Below are 22,711 nucleotides of genomic sequence, written 5' to 3'. Positions count from 1 at the left end.
GCGCCCGGTATCACGCGTCCGGCGTGACGCGAATCCGTTCGAAGCGGCCGGCGAGCCACGCGTAGGCGATCGTGCCGTCCGCGAGTGCGCGCACGAGCGCGGCTTCGTCGACGAGCTTGCCGCGCGCGACGTTGATCAGGAATCCTTTGCTGCGGAGCGCGGGCGAGCGCGTCGGGCTGGTCGGCCGCATACAGCCGATGCACCGCGTAGCGGGCGGACAGTTCGGCGTCGATGGTGTCGGGAAGCGGCTGGGTGAGCAGAAGGTCGATGGTCATGAGGGTCTCGGTCGGCGTGCGCGGCGCGGGCCGCGCATCAGGTGCAACCGAGTATAGGAATCGAATCGATATCGGTCTAACATCAAGACGCTATCAATTGATTCAAGATTTGAATGATTGAACTGAACCAGCTTCGCTGCTTCGTCGCCGTGGCCGAGGAACTGCATTTCGGGCGCGCGGCCAGGCGGCTCTTCATGACGCAGCCGCCGCTCAGCCGGCAGATCCAGTTGCTCGAGCACGCGCTCGGCATCGCGCTGCTCGAACGCAGCAGCCGGCAGGTCAGGCTGACCGCGGCCGGCGAGCGCTTCTTGCGCGACGCACGGCACATCCTCGAGTTTTCCGCGCGGGCCGAACAGGCCGCGCAGCGCGTCGCGCATGGCGGGGCCGGCCGCATCACGCTCGGCTTCACGGCCGTCAGCGCGTACCGGATGATTCCGGCGCTGCTCGCGCATGCTGCGCACGCGCTGCCCGACGTCGACGTCGAACTGCGTGAAATGGTGTCGACGGTGCAGATCGACGCGCTGGCGTCGCGCATGCTCGATGCGGGCTTCGTGCGCCAGCGCGCGGCGCGCCATCCGCTCGAATACCGGCTCGTGCAACGCGAGCCGATGCTCGTCGCGGTCGCGCAGGGCGCGCCGCTGGCCGCGTACGAGCGGATCGGCCCGGACCAGCTCGACCGGCAGCCGTTCATCGCGTATTCGCCGAACGAAGGCAAGTACTTCCACGACATGATCTCGGGGATGTTCGCCGGCGCCGGGCGCTTGCCGAACTACCTGCATTACGTCGGGCAGACGCATACGATCCTCGGCCTGGTGCGTGCCGGGTTGGGTGCGGCGCTGGTGCCGGCGTCGGCGCGCGAGCTGCATGTGGACGGCGTGGTGTTCCGGCCGCTTGCGGACGTCGACGTCGCGGCGGAGCTGTATCTCGCGTGGCGAGCGGACAACGACAATCCGGCGCTGCCGGTGTTCAACGCGATGGTCGAGCAGTTTCTGACGGAAGGGACGGACGGCGGCGTCGTTTAGAGGCAGTCGGACCGAGCGCGGCGAATCGCTGCGTCGGCAACATCCTTACCGTTCCGAAAGCTGACGCGTCGTGCACGCGTGCGCTCGCGAAAGGCAACGCATCGCGCCGACCGCTTGACGCTGCATGCCGGTCGGCGCAGGATACGTGCGTGCATTTGGAGCGGGGCGCGCTGGCCGCGCGTTCCCGCATCAGCGACGCGCACAAGAACAACGATGAGCCTTCACGCACTCGTACCGGAATCCCGGCGCCGCAGCCACCGGCCCGCCGGAACCACGATCCTCCCGACGCCCGTCGCGTCACGTATCCGTCATCCCGTTTCGTACCGTGCGTCGGTACACTTTCCCGTCCGCGCGCTGGCCGCGCCGATGAACGGTGCCGATCGGCGCCGCCGTGTCGCGCGCCAGCCCGCCGCACCTGAATATCGTATCGTGCATGACGCCTGCACCGGTGTCTCGTGACGCCGCCGCCACGCGTCCACGCATCGTGGCGCCGACCGCCCCGCGCGCGCGGCGCCACTGGAGTCCGAAGCATTTCGATTGAGCATGACGTAGCACACGCACGCAGTTCAGTTCGAGGTTCAAGGAGAGAAACTCATGTCGCAGCTTTCGAATGAAGCAAACGGCAGTTCGGGGAGTGGCAAGGCAAGGCTGATCAAATGGGCGATCATCGTCGCCGGCGTCGCGATCGCGGCACCGGCCGCGCTGTTCATCCTGAAGGGGGTGATCGCGCTGGTCACCGCGGCCGTGATCGGCCTCGGGGCGATCTATTTCGCGCCGGTCGTCGCGATGAAGTTCGCGAACCAGAAGGTGAAGATGATCGTCGAGGAAGCACAGGCGAATCCGATCGAGACGCTGATCAACCAGCTCGCGGAAAAGCGCCACGCGGCGCAGAAATTCGCGGACAGCATCACCGCGTTCCGCGCCGAAGTGAAGAACTTCGAGGACAAGACCGAGCTGTTCGAGAAGCAGTATCCGGACGACGCGCCACGCTTTCGCGCGCAGCTCGACACGATGAAGCAGCTGCTCGCGTTCCGCGAAGGCCGCTACAAGCAGGTGCAGGTCGAGCTGAAGAATTTCGCATCGGCGATCGACCGCGCAAAGGCGATGTGGGACATGTCGCAGGCGGCGCAGCACATGAACAAGCTCGCGGGCCGGCAGACGGCCGATACGTTCGAGCAGATCAAGACCGACGTGGCCGTCGATTCGGTGATGCGCTCGGTGAACAAGGCGTTCTCCGAAATGGAGACGTCGCTGCTGGACAACCCCGAGGTCAAGCAGGCGCAACAGCAGGCGGTGATGAACGGCACCCCCGTGCCCGGCCCCGATGCGGCACGGGCCGCCGCATTGCCGTCGAAACAACAATAACTTTCCGCAGGCACGCAACCATGAAAAAACTTCTCGGTGCAGTCGTGTTCCTGGTGGTGCTCGTCGGCGTATGGATCGTCCACCAGGGCGGCCTGTCGACACTGATTCCCGCGCACGACGCGGCTCCTGGCGCGACCTCCGCGCAATCGGCCGGCGCAGGCCAGCCCGCGCAGCCCTCGGGGTCGGGCAACGTGCTGCCGGCCGGCTTCACACCGCAGGCCAGCACGCTGAAATCGATCGCGGAAAACGGCATCGTGCGGGTCTCGGTGCAGAACCCGAGCGAGCCGTTCTTCGGCGAGGACAAGGGCGCGCCGCACGGCTTCAACGTCGAATTCGCGCGGCTGCTGTTCGCCGATCCGTCGTTCTCGCGCGGCGGCAAGCCGATCGTCGTCGATACGCGTCACGAAGTCGACACGTATCCGGGCGTGCCGAAGCAACTGCTCGACACCGATGCGAAGGGCAATCATGTCGTCGACGTCGCGATGGACGGGCTGACGTTCCCGGACAACACGCCGGCGGGCGTGGTCTACTCGGTGCCGTACGTCGACGATTTCGGCTATTCGCTGATCGTGCGGCAAGGCTCCGCGATCCGCTCGGCGGACGATCTGGCCGGCAAGACGGTCGGCATCCTGAAGGGCGACCCGGACGTGCGTGCGTTCGTCACGCGCCAGTATCCGAACGTCCGTTTCGTCGAGATCGACGATTCCGATCCGGCATTCATCGCGAAGAGCCTCGACGGCCGTGCTGTCGACGCGTTCGTCTACGACTATCCGTTCGCGGTCAGCTCGATCAAGGGGACCGACCTGAAGTTCGCGGTGACCAAGCTCGACGGCTCGAACATCGCGTACAAGATCGGCGTGCGCGCCGACGACCAGGACCTGCTGATCTACCTGAACGCCGCGATCGCGAAGCTCAAGCAGTCGCCGCAGTATCTGGACCTGCTGCGCAAGTACTTCGTCAGCGACCAGACGATGACGACCGCGGCCGCGTCCGGCGAGCATACGTACGTGGTGAAGGCCGGCGACACGCTGAACCTGATCGCGGCGAGCAAGCTCGGCAGCGGCCAGCGCTATCGCGAGATCCAGCGCCGCAACAACCTCGCGAACCCGAACCTGATCCTGGCCGGCCAGCATCTGGTGATTCCGGTCCGGTAGCGGCGGTGTGAAGCGAAGAAGGTGGAGCGGAGGAAGGTGAAGCGGCGCGCGGGCCCCGGCGGAGAGGATCCGCCGGGGCCCGCGCCGCTTTACATCAGTGCGTGACCGACAGGAACAGGTACGCCGCGAACAGCGACAGATGCACGACGCCGTGCAGCACCGTCGTGCGTCCCTGGCTGAGCGTCAGCGTGCTGACGAGCAGCGTCAGCGACAGCAGCACGGTTTCCATCGCGCCGATGCCGAGCGTGAGCGGCTGGCCGACCCAGATGAACACGGCCGCGACGGTCGGGATCGTGAGCCCGATGCTCGCGAGCGCCGAACCGAGCGCGAGGTTCATGCTGGTCTGCAGGCGATTCGCCCGCGCGGCGGTGACGGCCGCGAGCCCTTCGGGCAGCAGCACCAGCGCGGCGATCACGATGCCGACCGCCGCTTCCGGCGCGCCGAGCTTCATCACCGCATGCTCGACGGCCGGCGACAGCAGCTTCGCGAGCAGCACGACCGCGACGAGGCTCACGAACAGCAGCACGAGGCTGATCAGCGCGGTGCGGCCGCTCGGCGGTGCCGCATGCACTGATTCGTTCGCGCTGTCGTGCTCGGTGAGGAAGTAGTCGCGGTGGCGCACGGTCTGCACGAATACGAATGCGCCGTACAGCACGAGCGACGACACGCCGGCGAACGCGAGCTGCGATTTCGAAAAGAACGGGCCCGGCGCGGCGTTCAGGTAGTTCGGCATCACGAGCGACAGCACCGACAGCGACGCGAGCACTGCGAGCGCCTTGCTCGCGCCGCGCCCCTGAAAATCCTGCTCGCCGTGCTTCCACGCCCCGACCAGCAGGCACAGGCCGACGATGCCGTTGCAGATGATCATCACCGCGGCGAACACGGTATCGCGCGCGAGGCCCGATTTCTCGGGGCCGGCGCCGAGCATCACCGACACGATCAGCGCGACCTCGATGACGGTCACGGCGACCGCCAGCACGAGCGTGCCGAACGGCTCGCCGACGCGGTGCGCGACGACTTCGGCATGGTGGACGGCGGCGAACACGGCGCCGGCGAGGGCGGCGGCGAACACGGCGATGACGAGGCCTTCGGCCGGCACGACGCGCGACAGCGCGAGTACCAGCCACGCGGCAAGCGGGGCCACGAGGGTCCAGCGCGGGAGCTGGTTGGACGAGAGCGGCATGGACGGTTTCCTATGCGAGTGGCGGCGCGCGACGTGCCGTCACGGGTTGACGAAGCCCGGCCGGATGATCCGCCGAACGTGGACGATGATGCTGATGGGCGGCAGCGCGGAGCCGTGCTGCCCTGGATTCGCCGCCGTGAAGCGGCGAGGGGCGCGGGCGGGCCGAAGCCCGTCGCTGGATGAAACGGTTCGATGCGACCGGGTGCCGAGGGCGGGGCGCGGGTACGTCACGACAGGCGGGTGGCGCGAGTCCGACCCCGAAAGGACGGCAGGCGGTGGACGGCAGCGGCGTGACACGCGGTTTCCCCCTGAAATCCGGCGATTTGTCGAATTTTATCAGGCGTTCGGGGGACACCATCTCATAATCGAACGCTTTCATTGACCTTTCGGTTTCAAAAAAGTGCCCCGATCGTTCGATTTTTTGTTCTTGCGCTTTTCGTAACGGTCTCTTGCACGACAAATTCGGGCTCGCCCTGACATAAATCTACCGACCGGTCGGTTTATAATCGCTCGCACTTCCACTTCATGACGGATCGCAAGCGATGGCTGTTTCTTCTGCACATTCGGTGAATTCGGGCGCGCTGGCGCCGTCGGCGGTCGTCGGCGTGATCGGCGCGGGCGCGATGGGCGCGGGCATCGCGCAGGTGGCCGCGGCGGCCGGTCATGCGGTGCTGCTGTACGACCTGAACGAAGCCGCATGCGACAAGGCGCTGGCCGGCATCCGCGCGCAGTTCGCGCGGCTCGCGGAAAAGGGCCGGATGGAACCGGCGCAGGCCGACGCGGCCGGCAGCCGGATTCGCGCGGTGCGCGCGCTGGCCGACTTCGCGGGCGCCGCGCTGATCGTCGAGGCGGCGGCCGAGCGGCTCGACGTGAAGCGCGAGATCTTCGCGACGCTCGAACGCCATGTCGACGACAGCTGCGTGCTGGCGACCAACACGTCGTCGATCTCGATCACGTCGATCGCGGCCGGGCTGCGCGCGCCGCAGCGCGTGGCCGGCCTGCATTTCTTCAATCCGGCGCCGCTGATGGCGCTCGTCGAGGTGGTCAGCGGGCTCGCGACCGCGCCGGACGTCGCGCAGGCGCTCTACGACACGGCCGCCGCGTGGGGCAAGCGGCCGGTGCTGGCGAAGTCGACGCCCGGCTTCATCGTGAATCGCGTCGCGCGGCCGTATTACGCGGAGGCGCTGCGCGTGCTGAACGAGCAGGGCGGCACGCCGGCCTCGATCGATGCGGTGATGCGTGACGCCGGCGGCTTCCGGATGGGGCCGTTCGAGCTGATGGACCTGATCGGCCACGACGTGAACTTCGCCGTGACCGAGTCGGTGTTCCGCGCGTACTTCAACGATCCGCGCTATACGCCGTCGCTGATCCAGCAGGAACTCGTGAACGCGGGCTTCCTCGGGCGCAAGTCGGGCCGCGGCTTCTATTCGTATGCGGACGGCGCGACGCCGCCCGCGCCCGCGTTCGAACCGCCGTGCGATGCGCCGGCCGACGTCGTGCTGTTCGCGCAGGACGGCCCGGCCGCCGCGCTGCATGCCCGCGTTGTCGAACGCATCGCGCTCGCGCGGCAGAACGGCGCGCATGCCGACGAACTGCTCGCCGTGGCCGGCCGCGCGTCGATCGCGCTGACCGACGGCCGCACCGCGACCGTGCGCGCCGCGCAAACCGGCGTGGCCGACCTCGTGCTCGTCGATCTCGCGCGCGATTACGCGCAGGCCGGGCTCGTCGCGCTGACGCGCGCGCTGCAGTGCAGCGACGCGGCTTACGCGGATGCGGTCGGGCTGTTCCAGCAAGCGGGTTTTCGCGTCGTCGGCATCGCCGACGTGCCGGGCATGGTCGCGATGCGCACCGTCGCGATGCTCGCGAACGAGGCGGCCGACACGGTGAACCAGGGCGTGTGCTCGCCCGCCGATCTCGATCTCGCGATGGAGAAGGGCGTGAACTACCCGTGCGGCCCGCTCGCGTGGGCCGATGCGATCGGCATCGGCCGCGTGTTTCGCGTGCTGTCGAACCTGGCGGCGAGCTACGGCGAGGACCGCTATCGCGTGTCGCCGCGCATCGCCGCGCTGCACGCGGCCGGCCGCACGTTCCGCTAGCCGCCGGCCCCGTCACCCCGATCACGATAACGACATCACTCCACTGGAGGAGCACCCCGATGACTCACCCGACGCACCCCGCCGCCGCCCTCGAGCCGATCGAGACCGCCAGCCGCGACGAACTGCAGGCGCTGCAGCTCGAGCGCCTCAAGTGGTCGCTGCGCCACGCGTACGACAACGTCCCGCACTATCGCCGCACGTTCGACGCGGCGGGCGTGCATCCGGACGACCTGAAGACGCTCGCCGATCTCGCGAAATTCCCGTTCTCGACCAAGAACGATTTGCGCGACAACTATCCGTTCGGCCTCTTCGCGGTGCCGCGCGAGCAGGTCGTGCGCGTGCATGCGTCGAGCGGCACCACGGGCAAGCCGACCGTGGTCGGCTACACCGCGCGCGACATCGATACCTGGGCGAACGTGACCGCGCGCTCGATCCGCGCGGCCGGCGGCCGCCCGGGCGACACGCTGCACAACGCATTCGGCTACGGGCTCTTCACGGGCGGCCTCGGGATTCACTACGGCGCGGAGCGGCTCGGCTGCATGGTCGTGCCGATGTCGGGCGGGCAGACTGAAAAGCAGGTGCAGCTGATCCGCGATTTCGAGCCGAAGATCATCCTCGTCACGCCGTCGTACATGCTGAACCTGATCGACGAGATGGTGCGGCAAGGGATGGACCCGGCCGAGTCGTCGCTGAAGATCGGCATCTTCGGCGCGGAGCCGTGGACGCAGGCGCTGCGCGAGGAAGTGGAGACGCGCGTGGGCATCGACGCGCTCGACATCTACGGGCTGTCGGAAGTGATGGGCCCGGGCGTCGCGTGCGAATGCGTCGAGACGAAGGACGGCCCGGTGATCTGGGAAGACCATTTCTATCCGGAGATCATCGACCCCGTGACCGGCGAGGTGCTGCCGGACGGCAGCGAGGGCGAGCTCGTGTTCACGTCGCTGACGAAGGAGGCGATGCCGGTGATCCGCTATCGCACGCGCGACCTCACCGCGCTGCTGCCGCCGACCGCGCGCACGATGCGCCGGCTCGCGAAGATCACGGGCCGCTCCGACGACATGCTGATCGTGCGCGGCGTGAACGTGTTCCCGAGCCAGATCGAGGAAATCGTCGTCGCGCAGTCGAAGCTGTCGGGGCAGTTCCAGATCACGCTTTCGCGCGACGGCCACATGGACCGGCTCGATCTCGCGGTCGAGCTGCGCTCCGAGGCCGTCGCGTGCGTGACCGACGCCGAGCGCACGGCGATCGCGCGCGAGCTGCAGCACCGGATCAAGACGATGATCGGCGTGTCGGCCGGCGTGACGGTGCTCGCCGCGGGCGGCATTCCCGCGAGCGCGACCGGCAAGGCCCGGCGCGTGATCGACCGCCGGCAGGCCGCCTGAATTTCGCAGTTGCCCGTTTCTACCCCGAGGAAACCTGTTCGATGGATGGATTGAAAACCCTGGCCGTTGGCGTCGATGCGCGCGGCATCGCGACTGTCGCGCTGCAGCGCGGCGACGTGCTCAACGCGTTCGACGAGACGATGATCGCCGAGCTGACCGACGCGTTCACGACGCTCGGCCGGCGCGACGACGTGCGCGCGATCGTGCTGCGCTCGGACGGTCGCGCGTTCTGCGCGGGCGCCGACCTGCAGTGGATGCAGCGCGCGAGCGCGAACGACGCGGCCGCGAACCTGCGCGACGCCGAGCGGTTCGCCGCGATGATGCGGGCGATCCGGCAGTGCCCGAAGCCGACGGTCGCGCGCGTGCAGGGCCACGCGTTCGGCGGCGGCGTCGGCCTGTGCGCGGCCTGCGACATCGTGATCGCGAGCGATCACGCGCGCTTTTCGGTCAGCGAGGCCCGCTTCGGGATCCTGCCGTCGGTGATCGGCCCGTATCTGGTCGAGGCGGTCGGCCAGCGCCAGGCGCGCCGGCTCGCGCTGACCGCGACGCAACTCGCGGCCGCCGAAGCCGTCGCGATCGGGCTGATCCACCAGGCCGTGCCGCTCGACGCGCTCGACGCCGCACTCGACAAGACGCTCGCCGAGCTGAGCCGCAACGGCCCGAACGCGCTGATGGAGATCAAGCGCTTTTTCGACGCGATCGGCGAGTACCCGCCGTCGGATGAACGCACGGCGTTCACCGCGCAGACGATCTCCCGCGTGCGGGCGACGCCGGAAGCGAAGGAGGGCTTCGCCGCGTTCTTCGCGAAGCGGCCGCCGGCCTGGGAGCCGGGCGCCGAGTAAGGCGGCGGCGCGGCCCGCCGGGCCCGGGGCGCGATTTGCGTCTCGCGCGCGGGCGCTTGCTCTACAATGCGTGACCCCCGGCGCGCCGCCGGCCCAGCCCCGACCGCTTCTTCGCACCCGATGATCGTCAATCGCCTTATCTCCGAGATCCTGTTCGGCTTTACCGGCCTGATCGGCATCATCAATCCGATCGGCATCGCGTTCCTGTTTCTCGAACGCACCGAGGCGCTGACCGAGCACGAGCGCAACCTGCTCGCGAAGAAGGTGGCGTTCAACGCGTTCATCGTGTTGCTGGTCGCGTTCTTCGCCGGCACGCCGGTGCTGCATTTCTTCGGGATCTCGATGGAAGCGCTGCGGATCGGCGGCGGCTTCGCGGTCGCCGTCGCGGGCTGGCAGATGCTGAACGAGCCGGACGGGCCGGCGGGCGGCGGCGATACGCCGATCAAGCCGATCGATGCGAACGCGATCATGACCCGCGCGTTCTTCCCGCTGACCGTGCCGCTGACCGTCGGCCCCGGCTCGATCGCCACCGCGATCGCACTGAACGCGAACCGCACGCACAAGCTGTCGGAATTCATGCTGTCGAGCATCGTGTCGATCGCGGTGTCGGCGCTCGTCGCGGTCGTGATCTGGCTGACCTACAGCCGTGCCGCGCTGCTCTCCCGCTATCTCGGCACCGAAGGCACCAAGGTCGCGAAGCGCGTGTCGGCATTCCTGCTGCTGTGCATCGGCGTGCAGATCATGCTGACCGGCTTCTCCGAATTCCTGCAGCCGCTCGCCGACCAGATCAAGTAAGCCGTTCGTCGTTCGCGAGCAATCCGTTCGTTCGTCGACGCGGCAACCGGCGCGGCGCCACGCCGCGCATTCTGATCATGGATGCTGCGTGGCGCGTCGGTGTGCGCCGTCGAAGCCTTCGAGTGGGATTGGGCTGCGGTTCCGGCGCGTCGGCGTTCCTGGGCGACCCGGCCGCAGCAGGCCGTCGCGTCGACTACGCGTTCGCGCGCTGCGCGATACCATGCGACGTCTGGCCGATGCAGCGCACGGCGTTCGTACCCGGTGCACCGAACCGGGCCGCGCATCCGGCCGCAACCCCACTTCAATGACGAGGCGAGCGATGGAATACGTGAAATTCGGGTCGACCGGGATGGACGTGTCGAAGCTGGTGCTGGGCTGCATGACGTTCGGCGAGCCGTCGCGCGGCACCCACCCGTGGACGCTGCCGGAAGCGGAAAGCCGCCCGATCATCCAGCGCGCGATCGAGGCCGGCATCAACTTCTTCGATACCGCGAACATGTATTCGGACGGCACGTCCGAGGAGATCGTCGGCCGTGCGTTGCGCGACTTCGCGAAGCGCGACGACGTCGTGATCGCGACCAAGGTGTTCTACCGGATGCGCCCGGGGCCGAACGGCGCGGGATTGTCGCGCAAGGCGATCATGACGGACATCGACCAGAGCCTGAAGCGGCTCGGCACCGACTACGTCGACCTGTACCAGATCCATCGCTGGGACTACGGCACGCCGATCGAGGAGACGCTCGAGGCGCTGCACGACGTCGTGAAGGCCGGCAAGGCGCGCTACATCGGTGCGTCGTCGATGTTCGCGTGGCAGTTCGCGAAGGCGCTGTATACGTCGAAGCAGAACGGCTGGACCCGCTTCGTCAGCATGCAGAACCACCTGAACCTGCTGTATCGCGAGGAAGAACGGGAAATGCTGCCGCTGTGCGAGGCCGAAGGCATCGCGGTGATTCCGTGGAGCCCGCTCGCGCGCGGCCGGCTGACGCGCAACTGGGACGAGTCGTCCGGCCGGCAGCAGAGCGACGAGGTCGGTCAGCGGATGTACGACGCGACGGCCGGTGCCGATCGCGCGGTCGTCGAGGCCGTCGCGGCGATCGCCGCCGCACGCAACGTGCCGCGTGCGCAGGTCGCGCTCGCATGGGTCGCGCACAAGCGCGGCGTCACCGCGCCGATCGTCGGCATCTCGAAGCCGCATCATCTGGACGATGCGCTCGGCGCGCTGCAGCTGAAGCTGACGGACGATGAAATCGCGACGCTCGAAGGCCCTTACGTGCCGCACGCGGTAGCCGGCTTCAACTGAGTTCGACCGCGCGAAACCGGCGGGATGCCGCCGCGTGCAGCGTTCAGCGTGCGGCGGCGAGCATCGGGTAGGTGAACAGCGCGAAGTGGATCACGTTCAGCCCCGCATGCGCGAGCGCGGATGCGAGCAGGCCGCCGCGCCGCCATGCGAGGCCGTAGCCGATGCCGGCCACCGTGCCGAGCACGATCCAGGGCCAGCCGCCGGCCGCGTGCGCGGCGCCGAACAGCCCCGCGCCGATCGCGAGCGCGGCCCACGGCCCCCAGCCGAACCGGCCGAGCACGCGCGTGAGCCCGCCTTGCACGTAGCCGCGGAACAGCGCTTCCTCGGCGAGCGTGACGAGCAGCACGTTGTTGACGAGCCACATCCAGCCCGACGCCGGCCATTTCGGCGCCCAGCCGACCATGCCGAACGCGAGCGCGCCGGCCAGGCAGGCCGCCGCCGTCGCGACGGCCGCCACGGCGCCGGTGCGCAGCGCGCGTGCCGGGGCGACGTCCGGCGCCACCCACGGCAGCGCCCACAGCAGCCACAGGCCGACGAGCGGCTTGTCGAAATTCAGGTACATCGTGAACGGCACGGCATCCGGCGTGAAACGCGTCGGCTCGATCACGCGCGGATTGTGGAAGCCGGGAAGCAGGTGCAGGCTCAGCGTGATCGCGAGCGCGGCAAACACGACGTGCGCGACGACCCGCACCGCGAGCGGGCGGCCCGGCGCGACGCCCCAGGCGGCGGCCGCGAGCAGCGCGAGCGGCGCGAGCACGATCGGTTCGAGCTTGCCGAACGCCAGCGCGCCGGCATAGCCGAGCGCGGCAACGGCGATGCTCAGGCCATGCAGCGGGCGTTGCCACGCGAACGCGGCGGCCGCGAACAGTGCGAGCCAGATCGTGGCACACGGGAGAAGCGAGAGAGACATGGGGCGATGCAGGGGGCGAACGAGAGCCGCGCATCATACCCCAGCGGCCGTGACGGCCGCCGGGCCGGCCGCGCGGGGCGGACGCTCAGCGGCCGGCGATCTCGGTGACGCCGTCGCGGGTCGGGATGTCGACGCTATTGCGCTCGCGCATCCGCCGCCGGTACCAGAAGGTCCACAGCAGCAGCGTGCCGAACACCGTGTAGCCCATGATCGGCGACACGACGAGCACGCGCTCGACCGGCCAGGTGACGACCATCCACAGGCGCAGCAGCATCTCCAGCGTCATGCAGGCGCCCCACACGAAGGTCATCAGGCGGAGCATCTGGCGCAGCCCCGGCTGCTCGGCCCAGACCGTCTCGAAACGCGCGGCGCCGCCGGCCATCTCGCGGGCCACCGTCGCGCGCGCGAGATAGAAGATCAGCGGACGATCGCGGAACAACGACAGCAGGAACACGACGCCGATCGTGCCGGACGCGAGCGATTCGCGCATCAGCAGCGTGCGCGCGCTGCCGCCGAGCGCCATGCCGGCGATCGACAGCGCGATACCGAGCAGCACGATGGCGGCCACCGCATCGATGCGGCGCGAGCGGATGAATTCGACGACGGACCAGACGATGGGCGGAATCGCCGACGCGTACAGCGCGCCGGTTTCGCCGAAATACGGATGCGCGACCCGGTATGCGACCCAGGGCAGCAGCAGGTTGACGAAGAGTTCGAGGATCAGGCCGGCTCGTGGTTTCACGGAAGCGAGCGCGCGGGTGGCGCGCGGGGCGGTGATGTCGCTTCGAGTATATCGAAGTCCGACCCCGCGCGCCGCACCCGGCGCGGTTGTGCACGCACCGAAAACGGGCGGAAACACGCGGCGACCGGGCGGCGGGGCGCGCCAGGGCTGCCCCGGGACCATTCGGCGCCGCTTCCGGCCGCCGCGCGGCCGTCATCGTCCTGTCAACGGTTCGTCAGGCGGCCGCGGGCTGGACGATGATCTTCACGTTCCGGTCCTTGTGGTTGACCAGCTCCTCGAAGCCGTGCGTGACGATGTCGCCGAGCGTGATCCGGCCGGTGATCAGCGGCTGCACGTCGATGCGGCCGTCCGCGATGAAGCGGATCACGTCCGCGAATTCGCCGTTGTACGCGAGCGAGCCGATCACTTCCTTCTCGGTCGACACGATGTCGAAGAAGTTGAACGAGGTCGGCTCCTCGAAGATGCCGACCATCACCGACTTGCCGGCCTTGCGGATCACGTCGATCGCGAGCTGCGCGGTGGCCGTGTGCCCGATGCACTCGAACGACACGTCGGCGCCGTAGCCGCCCGTGAGCGCCTTGACTTCCGCGACCGCGTCGGACGCCTTCGGATCGATCACGACCGTCGCGCCGACCTCCAGCGCCTTCTGCTTGCGCGCGGCCGACATTTCCAGCGCGATCACGCGTCCGGCGCCCGCGGCTTTCGCGCACATGATCGTGCACAGGCCGATCGTGCCGGCGCCGACCACGACGACGGTCTGGCCGACGATGTTGCCGGCCTTCTTCACCGCATGCAGCCCGACCGCGAGCGGCTCGATCAGCGCGCCAGCCTCCGTCGGGAAGTTGTCGGGCAGCTTGTACAGCAGCTCGGCCGGCACGTTCACGAATTCGGCGAACGCGCCGTTGTTCATCAGCCCGGTGAACGCGAGGTTCTCGCAGATGTTGTACAGCCCGTGCCGGCAATACCAGCAGGTGCCGCAATGCTGGCACGCGTCGGCCGTCACGCGCTCGCCGACCGCGAAGCCCGTCACGCCCGCGCCGAGCGCCGCGATCTCGCCGCTGAACTCGTGGCCGAGGATGCACTGGCCCTTCAGGCCCGTCAGCGGATGCGGCGCGTCGACGGGAATGAACACGGGCCCGGCGACGTACTCGTGCAGGTCGGAGCCGCAGATCCCGCACCAGTGCACGCGGATCTGGACCCAGCCGGCCGGCGGATGCGCCGGAACGGGAACTTCTTCGACGCGGATGTCGTGGCGGCCATGCCAGACGGCGGCCTTCATGCTGGGAGCGGGGTTCGATGCCGGTGTACTCACGTTGCTGTCTCCGTCAGGTTGTCGTCGGACGCGCGGCCAAGGACCGGTTCGTCCGTCGCGCGATTGCGCGAGCGACCGACATGCAGGAACGGGGCCAGCTTGAATCGGCGCTCGGGTGGCGAAGGCGTCGGGCGGGCGGTGTGCGATGCAGCAGGCCGCCTTGCGTTGACATCAGCCGGAACCGAGCGAATCACATGCGAAATTTGCTGCGATTGCGACGGGGCGCGGTAGGTGAGACGCCGGGACATTCGTCTCAGCCGTTTGAGACGAAACGCGAGACGCGCGGTTCGGTCGGGGTCGCCATAGCCATAGCCGTAGCCGCGGTCGTTGCGGTCCATTGTGGCGATCAGCGAAACGCATCGTTGCGCATGTTTCCCCTTTACTTGAAGTTAACTTCAATTTGTATCATCTGCGGCAATGTCCGATCGCCATGCGTGCATGGTGGTTGCACCGGAGGCGGGGTGCATGACCGAATCGGTCGTTGCTGCCGTGCGAAGGGCCGAGCGCGGCTCGTCTCAAATCTTCACGGAATGTCGTCAAGCATGCCAAACGTTATCGAATGCCTGATCTGCGAGTACGTGTCGTACCACATGCTGGTAGCCGAAGAGCGGGACGCGATGCCGTTACCGGCAGACGTCGGGATGGCGCGGCCACAGGAGCGTGCCGATCGCGCGCCGACTCCGGAGCCTGTCGCACCGGGCGTTTCACCGTTGCGGCCGCAACTGTTCGTGTCGGTTCTGGAGGCGGGCGACGACGGCTTGCTGGTGCGCTGGAGCGAAAGCGGGCGCTGCCATTACGGCGAGCAACGCTGGCGCTTGCGCGTCGCGTTGCAGGCGGGCCGCTGCGCGATCTCCGGGCAGGCGATCGAGCCGGGCGAACCGGTGTACCGGCCGGTGCGGCGGCCGGTGCCGGTCAACGGCGACGAGATGATCCACCCCGCGTCGGTGCCGCCTGCGGCTGGCGCCGCGTGTCGCGCGGCACCAGCCCGCGGCGAGGCGACGGATCCGGTCGATGCCCCGGGCTGAGCGACCGGTTGCACTCTCGCGTTACTTGAGATCCTTCCGGTACTGGATGAACCCCGCGTTGTTCGCGAGCTTGTCGTACAGCGCGCGGGCGGTCGTGTTGGTTTCGTGCGTGAGCCAGTACACGCGGCTTGCGCCGGCTTCGCGGGCCCGCTCGTACACGGCTTCGATCAGTGCGCCGCCCGCGCCTTGCCCGCGGGCGTCCGCCGCCGTGAACAGGTCCTGCAGATAGCAGTACGGCCCTTCGGTCCAGCACGAGCGGTGATAGATCGCGTGCACGATGCCGACCAGCGTACCCGACGCGTCGAAGGCGCCGAGCGCGAACATCGGTTCGGCGGGATCCATCAGGCGCGCCCATGTCGTCGCGAACACGGCGTCGCTCAGCGCGGTCTCGTAGAAAGTCTGGTAACCCTGCCACAGCGGGCGCCACGCGGCTTCGTCGGCGGCCACGAGCGGCCGGACCGTGACGCGCGTTGCGTCGTTCGCGCGGCCGGCCGCATCGCGCGCACGCGCCCGCGCGTGGCGGATCGCGACGAGCGTCTCGCGCTGCGTACCGCTGGCGTCGAAGTTCTCCGGCGCGAGCCAGGCTTCGAACGCGGCGCGCACGTTCGGCCATTCGCCGTCGACGATCGAGAACCATGCCGTGTCGCGGTTGCGGCCCTTGTAGATGATCGCCTGCCGGAACGTGCCTTCGTAACGGAAGCCGAGCCGCGCGGCCGCCTTGCGCGACGGTTCGTTGAGGTCGTCGCACTTCCATTCGTAGCGCCGGTAGCCGAGCGTGTCGAACGCGTACTTCATCAGCAGGTACTGCGCTTCGGTCGAAATCGGCGTGCGCTTCAGTAGCGGCGAGAAGGTGACGGAACCGACCTCGATCACGCCGTTGGCCGGGTCGATGCGCATCAGCGCGAGCGTGCCGACGGCGCGGTTCGTCGCGCGGTCGATCACCGTGTAGTGCAGCGGATCGGCGCTGGCCGCCGCGCCGCGCGCGTAGTCGCGGTAGCTCGACTCGTCGGCGTACGGCCCGTGCGCGAGATAGGTCCAGTCGCTGCCGTCCGGCGCCTGCGCGTACGCGGCGTACAGGTCGGCGGCATGGCGGTCGGCGTCGAGCGGTTCGAGGCGGCAGTAGCGGCCCTCGAGCACGATGCGCTCCGGGCGAGGGCGCGCGGACCAGTCGGGAACGGGGTGGCCGATGGGCTGCTGGAAGTCGTTGGTAAGCATGGACAAGGTCGATCTCGCTTCGGTTGGCGGCCGGCGACATGCCGGCATGCAGACGATCGTAGTCCCGGCGAGGTACCATGAGAAGCGCCAGCCGACAGCAAATTTATGGTGCCACGAAGGTGCTGCCGAGGTGCCACGAACGCGCCACGAACGCGCCACGCCGGTGCCATGCCGGCGCCGCGCTCGACGCGCCATGCCCCGAGGCTTCCACACTGCGATATCCCGATGACGACTGCCTTTCCTTCCGGCGACGCACCGCTGTTGCCGCTCGACGCGCCGCTCGCGCGCACGGCCGGCGCGCCTTCGTTGCAGCGGCAGTTGCTGCGCCGCGTGCGCGACGCGATTCTCGGCGGCGCGATGCCGGCCGGCACGCGGCTGCCCGGCACGCGCGCGCTGGCCGAGACGCTCGGCGTGTCGCGCAACACGACGGCGGCCGTCTACGAGCAGCTCGTCGCCGAAGGCTTCCTGCAATCCGATCGCCGCGGAACGCGCGTGGTCGGCCTGTCGCGGCCGGCCGCGCCGGCGGGTCGCACCGCCGGCCGTCGCGCAGCGGCTCGGCCGGATTCGCCCGAGCCTGATCGGCGCCGGCGAGTCGGAAGGCTTCCGGCCGGGCGTGCCCGCGCTGTCGCATTTCCCGGTGGATGCATGGCGGCATGCGATCGATCGCGCGCTGCGCCGCGCCGGCCGCGACCTGCTCGCGTATGGCGACCCGCTCGGCGAACGCGCGCTGCGCGAGTCGATCGCGCGCCACCTGGCCGTGACGCGCGGCGTGCGCTGCGATCCGGAGCAGATCGTGATCACCGAAGGCGCGCAGGGCGCGATCGCGCTGTGCGCGCAGTTGCTGACGAACCCCGGCGACACGGTCTGGGTCGAGGAGCCCGGCTATCGCGGCGCGCGCACCGCGATGCAGGCGGCCGATCTCGACGTCGTGCCGATGCCGGTCGACGCGGAGGGGCTGCGCGCGGCCGACACGGACTGGCGCGAACGGACGCCCCGGCTCGTCTACACCACGCCGTCGAACCAGTTCCCGACCGGCGCGGTGCTGTCGATCTCGCGCCGGCTCGCGCTGATCGACGCCGCACGCCGGCATCGCGCATGGATCATCGAGGACGATTACGACAGCGAGTTTCGGCATACCGGCGAGCCGATCGGCGCGTTGCACGGGCTCGCGGCCGATTCGCCGGTCGTCTATCTCGGCTCGTTCAGCAAGACGATGTTTCCGGCGTTGCGGATCGGCTTTCTCGTGCTGCCCGACGCGCTGCTCGCCGCGGTGCGGCCGGCGTTGCCGGAGATGCTGCGCGGCGGGACGCGCCACGTGCAGCTCGCGCTCGCCGATTTCATCGAGACGGGGGAGTACGGGCGCCATCTCGGGCGGATGCGACGGCTGTATCGCGACCGGCGGCGCTCGCTGCTCGCCGCGCTGGACGACGCGTTCACCGTGCCGCATCAGGTCGAGGGCGGGCCGTGCGGGCTGCATCTGGCGTTGCGGCTGCCGGCCCGTTATCGCGACCGCGCGATCGTCGAAGCGGCGCGCGCGCACGGGATCGGGCCGTTCCCGCTGTCGGGGTTCTCGATTCACGCGACGTCGCCGGCCAACGGGCTCGTGCTCGGGTTCGGCAATACGTCGGCCGATGCGTTCGCGCCGATGCTGCGGACGCTGTCGACGATCGCGCATCGGGTCGCGGGCGAGTGACCCGGCGCGCGGGTGACGCCGCCCGGGAAGCGGCACGATTGTCGCGCGTCGTTACTTTTTCAGCATGTCGAGCACGGCATCGACCATCGGATGATGCCGGTTCGTATTCCAGACAGCGGCCGCCGTCACGACCATGACCTTTTCCTTCAACGGCCGCACGACGACGTTCTCCGGCGCGAGCTTGCGGGTCGACGCAGGCACCAGCGCCACGCCCTGACCGCAGCCGACGTACGCAATCTGCGACGTCACCGAACGCACCTCGTGAATCACGCGCGGTGTCAGCCCATGCGTGCGGCAGACGGACGTCAACATGTCGAAGTAGACGGGGCTGACCTGTCGCGACGACATGATCAGCGGTTGGTCCATCAACGCGCGCAGCCGCACCCTTGGTATGGCCGCCAGCGGATGCTTCTTCGGCAACGCGACAGCGAGCCGGTCCTCGGCCATCGGCATCGTCGCGATACCGTTCGCTACCTCGCCATCGACGCGTGCAAAGGCGAGATCAAGCTCGCCGGCCTCCAGCGCCGGAATCGCGTCGACGCTGTCGATCTCGTTGACGAACACGGTCAGGTTCGGATGCGCGCGCTTGAGCGCGTCCAGTAGCGGCGGCACCGTGTCGAGCATCGCGGACGTGATCGCGCCGACGTGCAGCACGCCCGACTGGCCGGCCGCGACCTCGCGCACGACACGCTGCAGCCGCTCGGCCTGGCCGGCGAATTGCCGGACGGCCGGCAGGATCGCGGCGCCCGCCGGGCTCAGTTGGGTTCCCTGCCGCGAGCGGTAGAACAACTGGATCCTGAGCGACTGCTCCAGTACCTTGATCTGCTCGGTCAACGGCGGTTGCGACATGTTCAGCCGCTTCGCCGCGCGCCCGAAATGCTGCTCCTCGGCGACGGCGAGAAACATCCAGAGTTGCCGAATCAGCCGGTAGTCGATGGTGTTGCTCATGGCGGGTATGCCCGGAGTGAAGCAGCGCGGAAAATGCCGCGGGGAGGGCGGCGCGGCTCGACATGGTGGTTGCCGGCCGCGCGCGACGTGAGGTTTTTCGTATTCCGGAAATCGTATCACGCAGATATGAAATACGAAATTTACTTGTCACGCTGCCGAAGCGACGATGGCTGCACTTGTCAACGGGAAACAGCATGATGAACCAGCCTTCCTTGCTCGAGCGCCTTGCGTCGCTCGACACCAATACCGTATCCGACGCGCTCGACTTTCTCGGCATGCCTGGCGCAACGGTCGGCCTGCGTCCACTGTGGAACTGCCCGAAGATCGTCGGGCGTGCCAGCACCATTCAGCTCGGTCCGAAAGCCGATGCCAAACCGACCGTGCACCTGATCTCGCCGGTCGTCGACGCGATCGCCACCGACGATCGCGTGCTGGTGATCGCCGGCGGCGCGGACGGAATTTCCTGCTGGGGCGACATTCTCGCGAACGCGGCGACCGCGAAGCGCATTCGCGGCTCGGTGATCGACGGCCTGAGCCGCGACATCGACGGAAGCGAATCGATCGGCTATCCGGTGTACGGACGCGGCATCACGATGATCAGCGCGCGCAACCGCGTGATCCAGATCGATTCCGGCACACCGGTGCAGATGGCCGGTGTGACTGTTCATCAGGACGATTACGTGATCGCCGACCGATGCGGCACGGTGTTCATACCGGCGCGGTGCATCGAGGACGTGCTCGATCTCGGCGAGCGTATCGCGAAGCGACAGGACGGGATGGTCGCCGCCGTGCGTGCCGGCCGCCCGGTCGCGGACGTGATGCACGACAAGGAATTCGAAGCCATCGCGGTGCGCTGACCGCTCATCCTTCTAGCGGAGTTTTGATATGACGAATCCCAACAAGGCTGCGGCGGAAGACCAGGAACTGGTCGCGCTGTTCGAAGGGCTCGATACGCCCGGCGTTTCCGATGCGATGGACAAGCTCGGGCTGCACGGACAGGCGCTCGGCATCATGCCGTTGGCCAACTACACGAAGGTCGTCGTCGGTCCCGCCTTCACGGTCAAGTACGTACCCGCGAGCGTGCCGCCCGGCACCGTCGGCGACTTCATCGACGATGTCGCGCAAGGCGACGTGGTCGTGATCGACAACGACGGCCGGACCGACTGCACGGTATGGGGCGACATCATGACCCAGTACGCCGGGCAGCGTGGCATTGCCGGCACCGTGATCGACGGCGTGTGCCGCGACGTGAACAAGGCGCTGGGCCACAACTATCCGCTGTTCACGGCAGGGCGCTTCATGCGGACTGGCAAGGACCGTGTGCAGGTCGAGTCGGTGAATACGACGGTCGCAATTGGCACCGTGCGCGTGGCGGCGCGCGACATCGTCGTCGCGGATGCGAACGGCGCCGTGATCGTGCCCCGCGGTCGAGCGCGCGAAGTCGCACAGGTTGCTCGCCGGATCGAAGAAGTCGAATCGCATATCCGCGAACAGATCGCACAGGGCAAGACGCTTGGCGAAGCGCGAGCGGCGCTGGGCTATCACACACTGCAAAGCAAGGCCTGAACAATGAACCCGACCCAGACTTATGAGCCGGCGCTGCTGGAGCAGGCGCGCAAACTCGGCACCTCCACGTTGTTCGAGGCCTCGGGCCTGTCCACCGGCGCCGTCGATCCGGCGATCCGCACGGTGTGGCCCGGCGCGTCGGTCGCCGGTCCTGCCTTTCCGCTCGAATGTTCGCCGGGCGACAACCTTTCGATTCATATCGCGATGGAGCAGGTGTCGCGCGGCAGCGTGCTCGTCATCTCGACGGGCGGCTTCGTCGCCGGTTACTGGGGCGAGGTGCTGACTGTCGCCGCCGAGGCGGCCGGCGTGGCCGGGCTGGTCATCGACGGTGGCGTGCGCGATATCGCGGCGCTGACCGCACGGCGCTTTCCGGTATTCACGCGCGGCATTTCCATGCGCGGCACGATCAAGGCGAGCGCGCCGTCGGTCGGACAGTCGATCAGCTTCGCGGGAACGCCTGTAGCCGCCGGCGATCTGGTCGTGGCCGACGACGACGGCGTGCTGGTGATACCAGTTGCATATGTCGAGACGACGCTGGCCCAAGGGCAGGCGCGTGCTGACAAGGAAGCGCAAATGATGGACGCATTGCGCGCAGGGCGCAGCACGCTCGAACTGATGGGTCTGACGAACTGGAGGAACGCTCAATGAGCGCACCGATCGATACGCTGAACCGCTTCCTCGCAGCCGCGCGTCCGTCGGCGACCTACAAGGTGATGGATCGTGTGGCCGCCCGGCGCGCGAGCGGTGCCGCGGTGATTTCGCTGAGCGCCGGCGAGCCGGATTTCGACACGCCGGAACACGTGCGGGAAGCGGGCATCGCCGCGATCCGCGCGGGCCACACGCGCTACACGCAGGTGGCAGGGCTGCGTGCGCTGCGCGAGGCGATTGCCGAGAAGTTCCGGCGCGAGAACAGCCTCGACGTGGACTGGCGCGACACGCTCGTGTGCAGCGGCGGCAAGCAGGTGATCTTCAATGCGCTGGCCGCGACGCTGAACGAGGGCGACGAAGTCATCGTCCCGGCACCGTACTGGGTCAGCTATCCGGAGATCGTGCAGCTGTGCGGCGGTCGCTCCATCACTGTCGCATGCGGCGCGGAAAGCGGCTTCAAGCTCACACCGGACGCGCTGCTGGCGGCGATCACGCCGCGCACGCGATGGCTGATCCTGAACTCGCCGTCGAACCCGACCGGCGCGGTGTATAGCCGTGCGGAGCTGAAGGCGCTCGCCGAGGTGCTGCTCGCGCATCCGCACGTGCTGGTGCTGTCCGACGATATCTACGAGCACCTGATTTTCGATGGCATCGAATTCTTCACGATCGCCCAGGTCGAGCCGCGGCTGCGCGAACGCGTGCTGACGATGAACGGTGTGTCGAAGGCCTATGCGATGACGGGCTGGCGCATCGGTTTCGGTACCGGGCCGCGCTGGCTGATCGATGCGATGGAGAAGTTGCAAGGGCAGCAGACGTCCGGCGCGTCGACGATCTCGCAGCACGCGGCGCTGGCCGCGCTGACGGGGCCGCAGGATTTCATCGCGCATTCCCGCGTCGCGTTCCAGCGACGGCGTGATCTGGTCGTCGAACAACTGAACCAGGCGCCGGGTTTGCGCTGCGATGTTCCGCAGGGCGCGTTCTATGCGTTCGCGTCGTGCGAGGGGGTGATCGGCAAGACGACCCGTGCGGGCGTGCAACTGGCGAGCGACGAGGATGTGGTGAATGCGTTGCTCGACGAAGCCGGCGTGGCCACCGTGCACGGGAGCGCTTTCGGGCTCGGCCCGTACATCCGGATCGCTTACGCGCTCGACGACAAGTCGTTGCAGCGTGCGTGCACCGCGATCCAGGATTTCTGCCGGATGCTGACGGCCTGAGCGTCGTTGCCCGGCGTCTGTCAT

General features: G+C 68.3%; 22 protein-coding genes and 2 pseudogenes. 14 read left to right on the top strand and 10 right to left on the bottom strand.

The genetic code is table 11. The features are described 5' to 3' along the window. Positions 1-10: 10 nt before the first annotated feature. Both U4012_RS02735 and U4012_RS35875 read right to left on the bottom strand, forming a co-directional pair. Positions 11-190: an NAD(P)-dependent oxidoreductase gene (locus tag U4012_RS02735; protein WP_321795954.1), complete on the bottom strand. Its 180-nt coding sequence runs from the start codon at positions 188-190 to the stop codon at positions 11-13. Continuing rightward, positions 141-275 (bottom strand): annotated as a pseudogene (locus U4012_RS35875) (2-hydroxyacid dehydrogenase); the annotation flags it as partial. The gene U4012_RS02735 and the pseudogene U4012_RS35875, both read right to left, overlap by 50 nt. A gap of 113 nt (positions 276-388) precedes the next feature. Between U4012_RS35875 and U4012_RS02725 the strand changes: the two are divergent. Continuing rightward, a complete protein-coding gene (locus U4012_RS02725) occupies positions 389-1,297 on the top strand; it encodes a LysR substrate-binding domain-containing protein (RefSeq protein ID WP_044843301.1) in 909 nt (302 codons plus the stop codon). A gap of 297 nt (positions 1,298-1,594) precedes the next feature. Here U4012_RS02725 and U4012_RS02720 read toward each other — a convergent pair whose 3' ends face one another. Next, positions 1,595-1,879: a hypothetical protein gene (locus U4012_RS02720; protein WP_321795951.1), complete on the bottom strand. Its 285-nt coding sequence runs from the start codon at positions 1,877-1,879 to the stop codon at positions 1,595-1,597. A gap of 12 nt (positions 1,880-1,891) precedes the next feature. Between U4012_RS02720 and U4012_RS02715 the strand changes: the two genes are divergently transcribed. Beyond that, positions 1,892-2,662, top strand: coding sequence for a hypothetical protein (locus U4012_RS02715; protein ID WP_321795949.1), 771 nt, complete (start codon positions 1,892-1,894; stop codon positions 2,660-2,662). Positions 2,663-2,682: 20 nt separating this feature from the next. Continuing rightward, the gene (locus U4012_RS02710) at positions 2,683-3,816 is read left to right on the top strand and encodes a transporter substrate-binding domain-containing protein (RefSeq protein ID WP_321795947.1); all 1,134 of its coding nucleotides are present in this window, start codon (positions 2,683-2,685) and stop codon (positions 3,814-3,816) included. 94 nt (positions 3,817-3,910) lie between these two features. On the opposite strand, the gene U4012_RS02705 is transcribed toward U4012_RS02710, so the two are convergent. Next, the gene (locus U4012_RS02705; protein WP_321795945.1) at positions 3,911-4,999 is read right to left on the bottom strand and encodes an ionic transporter y4hA; all 1,089 of its coding nucleotides are present in this window, start codon (positions 4,997-4,999) and stop codon (positions 3,911-3,913) included. A 542-nt stretch (positions 5,000-5,541) separates the two neighbouring features. Here U4012_RS02705 and U4012_RS02700 point away from each other — a divergent pair. The 5 genes from U4012_RS02700 (at position 5,542) to U4012_RS02680 (ending at position 11,414) form a co-directional block, all read left to right on the top strand. Further along, on the top strand, positions 5,542-7,095 hold the full coding sequence (locus tag U4012_RS02700; protein WP_321795943.1) for a 3-hydroxyacyl-CoA dehydrogenase: 1,554 nt from the start codon (positions 5,542-5,544) through the stop codon (positions 7,093-7,095). A 59-nt stretch (positions 7,096-7,154) separates the two neighbouring features. Beyond that, complete coding sequence (paaK, locus tag U4012_RS02695) at positions 7,155-8,477, top strand: phenylacetate--CoA ligase PaaK (RefSeq protein ID WP_321795941.1); 1,323 nt, start codon at positions 7,155-7,157, stop codon at positions 8,475-8,477. A 41-nt stretch (positions 8,478-8,518) separates the two neighbouring features. Beyond that, positions 8,519-9,319: an enoyl-CoA hydratase-related protein gene (locus tag U4012_RS02690; protein ID WP_321795939.1), complete on the top strand. Its 801-nt coding sequence runs from the start codon at positions 8,519-8,521 to the stop codon at positions 9,317-9,319. A gap of 120 nt (positions 9,320-9,439) precedes the next feature. Next, positions 9,440-10,114 (top strand): MarC family protein, encoded by a 675-nt coding sequence (locus U4012_RS02685; protein ID WP_321795937.1) that lies wholly within the window; start codon positions 9,440-9,442, stop codon positions 10,112-10,114. A gap of 319 nt (positions 10,115-10,433) precedes the next feature. Then, entirely contained in the window at positions 10,434-11,414 is a 981-nt protein-coding gene (locus U4012_RS02680) for an aldo/keto reductase (protein WP_044843310.1), read from the top strand. A 43-nt stretch (positions 11,415-11,457) separates the two neighbouring features. Here U4012_RS02680 and U4012_RS02675 read toward each other — a convergent pair whose 3' ends face one another. From U4012_RS02675 to U4012_RS02660, 4 genes are all read right to left on the bottom strand, one after another. After that, positions 11,458-12,324: a CPBP family intramembrane glutamic endopeptidase gene (locus tag U4012_RS02675; protein WP_321795934.1), complete on the bottom strand. Its 867-nt coding sequence runs from the start codon at positions 12,322-12,324 to the stop codon at positions 11,458-11,460. Positions 12,325-12,409: 85 nt separating this feature from the next. Then, complete coding sequence (locus U4012_RS02670; protein ID WP_321795932.1) at positions 12,410-13,066, bottom strand: VC0807 family protein; 657 nt, start codon at positions 13,064-13,066, stop codon at positions 12,410-12,412. Between the two features lie 214 nt (positions 13,067-13,280). After that, positions 13,281-14,345 carry a 2,3-butanediol dehydrogenase gene (locus tag U4012_RS02665; protein ID WP_044843313.1) on the bottom strand — a complete coding sequence of 355 codons (1,065 nt, stop codon included), beginning with the start codon at positions 14,343-14,345 and terminating at the stop codon, positions 13,281-13,283. Between the two features lie 29 nt (positions 14,346-14,374). After that, a complete protein-coding gene (locus tag U4012_RS02660) occupies positions 14,375-14,716 on the bottom strand; it encodes a hypothetical protein (RefSeq protein WP_321795930.1) in 342 nt (113 codons plus the stop codon). Between the two features lie 204 nt (positions 14,717-14,920). On the opposite strand from U4012_RS02660, the gene U4012_RS02655 reads away from it, so the two are divergent. Beyond that, positions 14,921-15,403 (top strand): DUF3331 domain-containing protein, encoded by a 483-nt coding sequence (locus tag U4012_RS02655; RefSeq protein WP_257773736.1) that lies wholly within the window; start codon positions 14,921-14,923, stop codon positions 15,401-15,403. Between the two features lie 21 nt (positions 15,404-15,424). Here U4012_RS02655 and U4012_RS02650 read toward each other — a convergent pair whose 3' ends face one another. After that, entirely contained in the window at positions 15,425-16,666 is a 1,242-nt protein-coding gene (locus tag U4012_RS02650) for a GNAT family N-acetyltransferase (protein WP_415750346.1), read from the bottom strand. A gap of 177 nt (positions 16,667-16,843) precedes the next feature. Here U4012_RS02650 and U4012_RS02645 point away from each other — a divergent pair. Next, positions 16,844-18,311, top strand: a pseudogene (locus tag U4012_RS02645) (PLP-dependent aminotransferase family protein). Positions 18,312-18,362: 51 nt separating this feature from the next. Here U4012_RS02645 and U4012_RS02640 read toward each other — a convergent pair. Then, positions 18,363-19,259 (bottom strand): LysR substrate-binding domain-containing protein, encoded by an 897-nt coding sequence (locus U4012_RS02640; protein ID WP_321795924.1) that lies wholly within the window; start codon positions 19,257-19,259, stop codon positions 18,363-18,365. Between the two features lie 197 nt (positions 19,260-19,456). Between U4012_RS02640 and U4012_RS02635 the strand changes: the two genes are divergently transcribed. The 4 genes from U4012_RS02635 to U4012_RS02620 are packed head-to-tail and all read left to right on the top strand — an operon-like array spanning position 19,457 to position 22,687. Continuing rightward, entirely contained in the window at positions 19,457-20,116 is a 660-nt protein-coding gene (locus U4012_RS02635) for an RraA family protein (RefSeq protein WP_044843347.1), read from the top strand. A 28-nt stretch (positions 20,117-20,144) separates the two neighbouring features. Next, complete coding sequence (locus tag U4012_RS02630) at positions 20,145-20,825, top strand: RraA family protein (RefSeq protein ID WP_321795921.1); 681 nt, start codon at positions 20,145-20,147, stop codon at positions 20,823-20,825. A gap of 3 nt (positions 20,826-20,828) precedes the next feature. Then, a complete protein-coding gene (locus U4012_RS02625; protein ID WP_044843319.1) occupies positions 20,829-21,473 on the top strand; it encodes an RraA family protein in 645 nt (214 codons plus the stop codon). Continuing rightward, positions 21,470-22,687: a pyridoxal phosphate-dependent aminotransferase gene (locus U4012_RS02620; RefSeq protein ID WP_321795918.1), complete on the top strand. Its 1,218-nt coding sequence runs from the start codon at positions 21,470-21,472 to the stop codon at positions 22,685-22,687. Before U4012_RS02625 ends, U4012_RS02620 begins: the two co-directional genes overlap by 4 nt. The last annotated feature ends 24 nt before the right edge of the window (positions 22,688-22,711 follow it).

This window comes from Burkholderia sp. BCC1988, from assembly GCF_905339895.1.
In the GTDB taxonomy this organism is placed as follows: Bacteria; Pseudomonadota; Gammaproteobacteria; order Burkholderiales; family Burkholderiaceae; genus Burkholderia.
The sequence above is the reverse complement of the archived record's forward strand: the minus strand, read 5'-3'. Positions and strand labels throughout refer to the sequence as shown.

Excerpts from the sequence above, each read along its gene's own strand:
- U4012_RS02735 (WP_321795954.1), bottom strand. The coding sequence starts at position 190 with ATGCGGCCGACCAGCCCGACGCGCTCGCCCGCGCTCCGCAGCAAAGGA.
- U4012_RS02725 (WP_044843301.1), top strand. The coding sequence starts at position 389 with ATGATTGAACTGAACCAGCTTCGCTGCTTCGTCGCCGTGGCCGAGGAA.
- U4012_RS02715 (WP_321795949.1), top strand. The coding sequence starts at position 1,892 with ATGTCGCAGCTTTCGAATGAAGCAAACGGCAGTTCGGGGAGTGGCAAG.
- U4012_RS02710 (WP_321795947.1), top strand. The coding sequence starts at position 2,683 with ATGAAAAAACTTCTCGGTGCAGTCGTGTTCCTGGTGGTGCTCGTCGGC.
- U4012_RS02705 (WP_321795945.1), bottom strand. The coding sequence starts at position 4,999 with ATGCCGCTCTCGTCCAACCAGCTCCCGCGCTGGACCCTCGTGGCCCCG.
- U4012_RS02700 (WP_321795943.1), top strand. The coding sequence starts at position 5,542 with ATGGCTGTTTCTTCTGCACATTCGGTGAATTCGGGCGCGCTGGCGCCG.
- paaK (WP_321795941.1), top strand. The coding sequence starts at position 7,155 with ATGACTCACCCGACGCACCCCGCCGCCGCCCTCGAGCCGATCGAGACC.
- U4012_RS02690 (WP_321795939.1), top strand. The coding sequence starts at position 8,519 with ATGGATGGATTGAAAACCCTGGCCGTTGGCGTCGATGCGCGCGGCATC.
- U4012_RS02685 (WP_321795937.1), top strand. The coding sequence starts at position 9,440 with ATGATCGTCAATCGCCTTATCTCCGAGATCCTGTTCGGCTTTACCGGC.
- U4012_RS02680 (WP_044843310.1), top strand. The coding sequence starts at position 10,434 with ATGGAATACGTGAAATTCGGGTCGACCGGGATGGACGTGTCGAAGCTG.
- U4012_RS02675 (WP_321795934.1), bottom strand. The coding sequence starts at position 12,324 with ATGTCTCTCTCGCTTCTCCCGTGTGCCACGATCTGGCTCGCACTGTTC.
- U4012_RS02665 (WP_044843313.1), bottom strand. The coding sequence starts at position 14,345 with ATGAAGGCCGCCGTCTGGCATGGCCGCCACGACATCCGCGTCGAAGAA.
- U4012_RS02660 (WP_321795930.1), bottom strand. The coding sequence starts at position 14,716 with ATGGACCGCAACGACCGCGGCTACGGCTATGGCTATGGCGACCCCGAC.
- U4012_RS02655 (WP_257773736.1), top strand. The coding sequence starts at position 14,921 with ATGCCAAACGTTATCGAATGCCTGATCTGCGAGTACGTGTCGTACCAC.
- U4012_RS02650 (WP_415750346.1), bottom strand. The coding sequence starts at position 16,666 with ATGCCGGCATGTCGCCGGCCGCCAACCGAAGCGAGATCGACCTTGTCC.
- U4012_RS02640 (WP_321795924.1), bottom strand. The coding sequence starts at position 19,259 with ATGAGCAACACCATCGACTACCGGCTGATTCGGCAACTCTGGATGTTT.
- U4012_RS02635 (WP_044843347.1), top strand. The coding sequence starts at position 19,457 with ATGAACCAGCCTTCCTTGCTCGAGCGCCTTGCGTCGCTCGACACCAAT.
- U4012_RS02630 (WP_321795921.1), top strand. The coding sequence starts at position 20,145 with ATGACGAATCCCAACAAGGCTGCGGCGGAAGACCAGGAACTGGTCGCG.
- U4012_RS02625 (WP_044843319.1), top strand. The coding sequence starts at position 20,829 with ATGAACCCGACCCAGACTTATGAGCCGGCGCTGCTGGAGCAGGCGCGC.
- U4012_RS02620 (WP_321795918.1), top strand. The coding sequence starts at position 21,470 with ATGAGCGCACCGATCGATACGCTGAACCGCTTCCTCGCAGCCGCGCGT.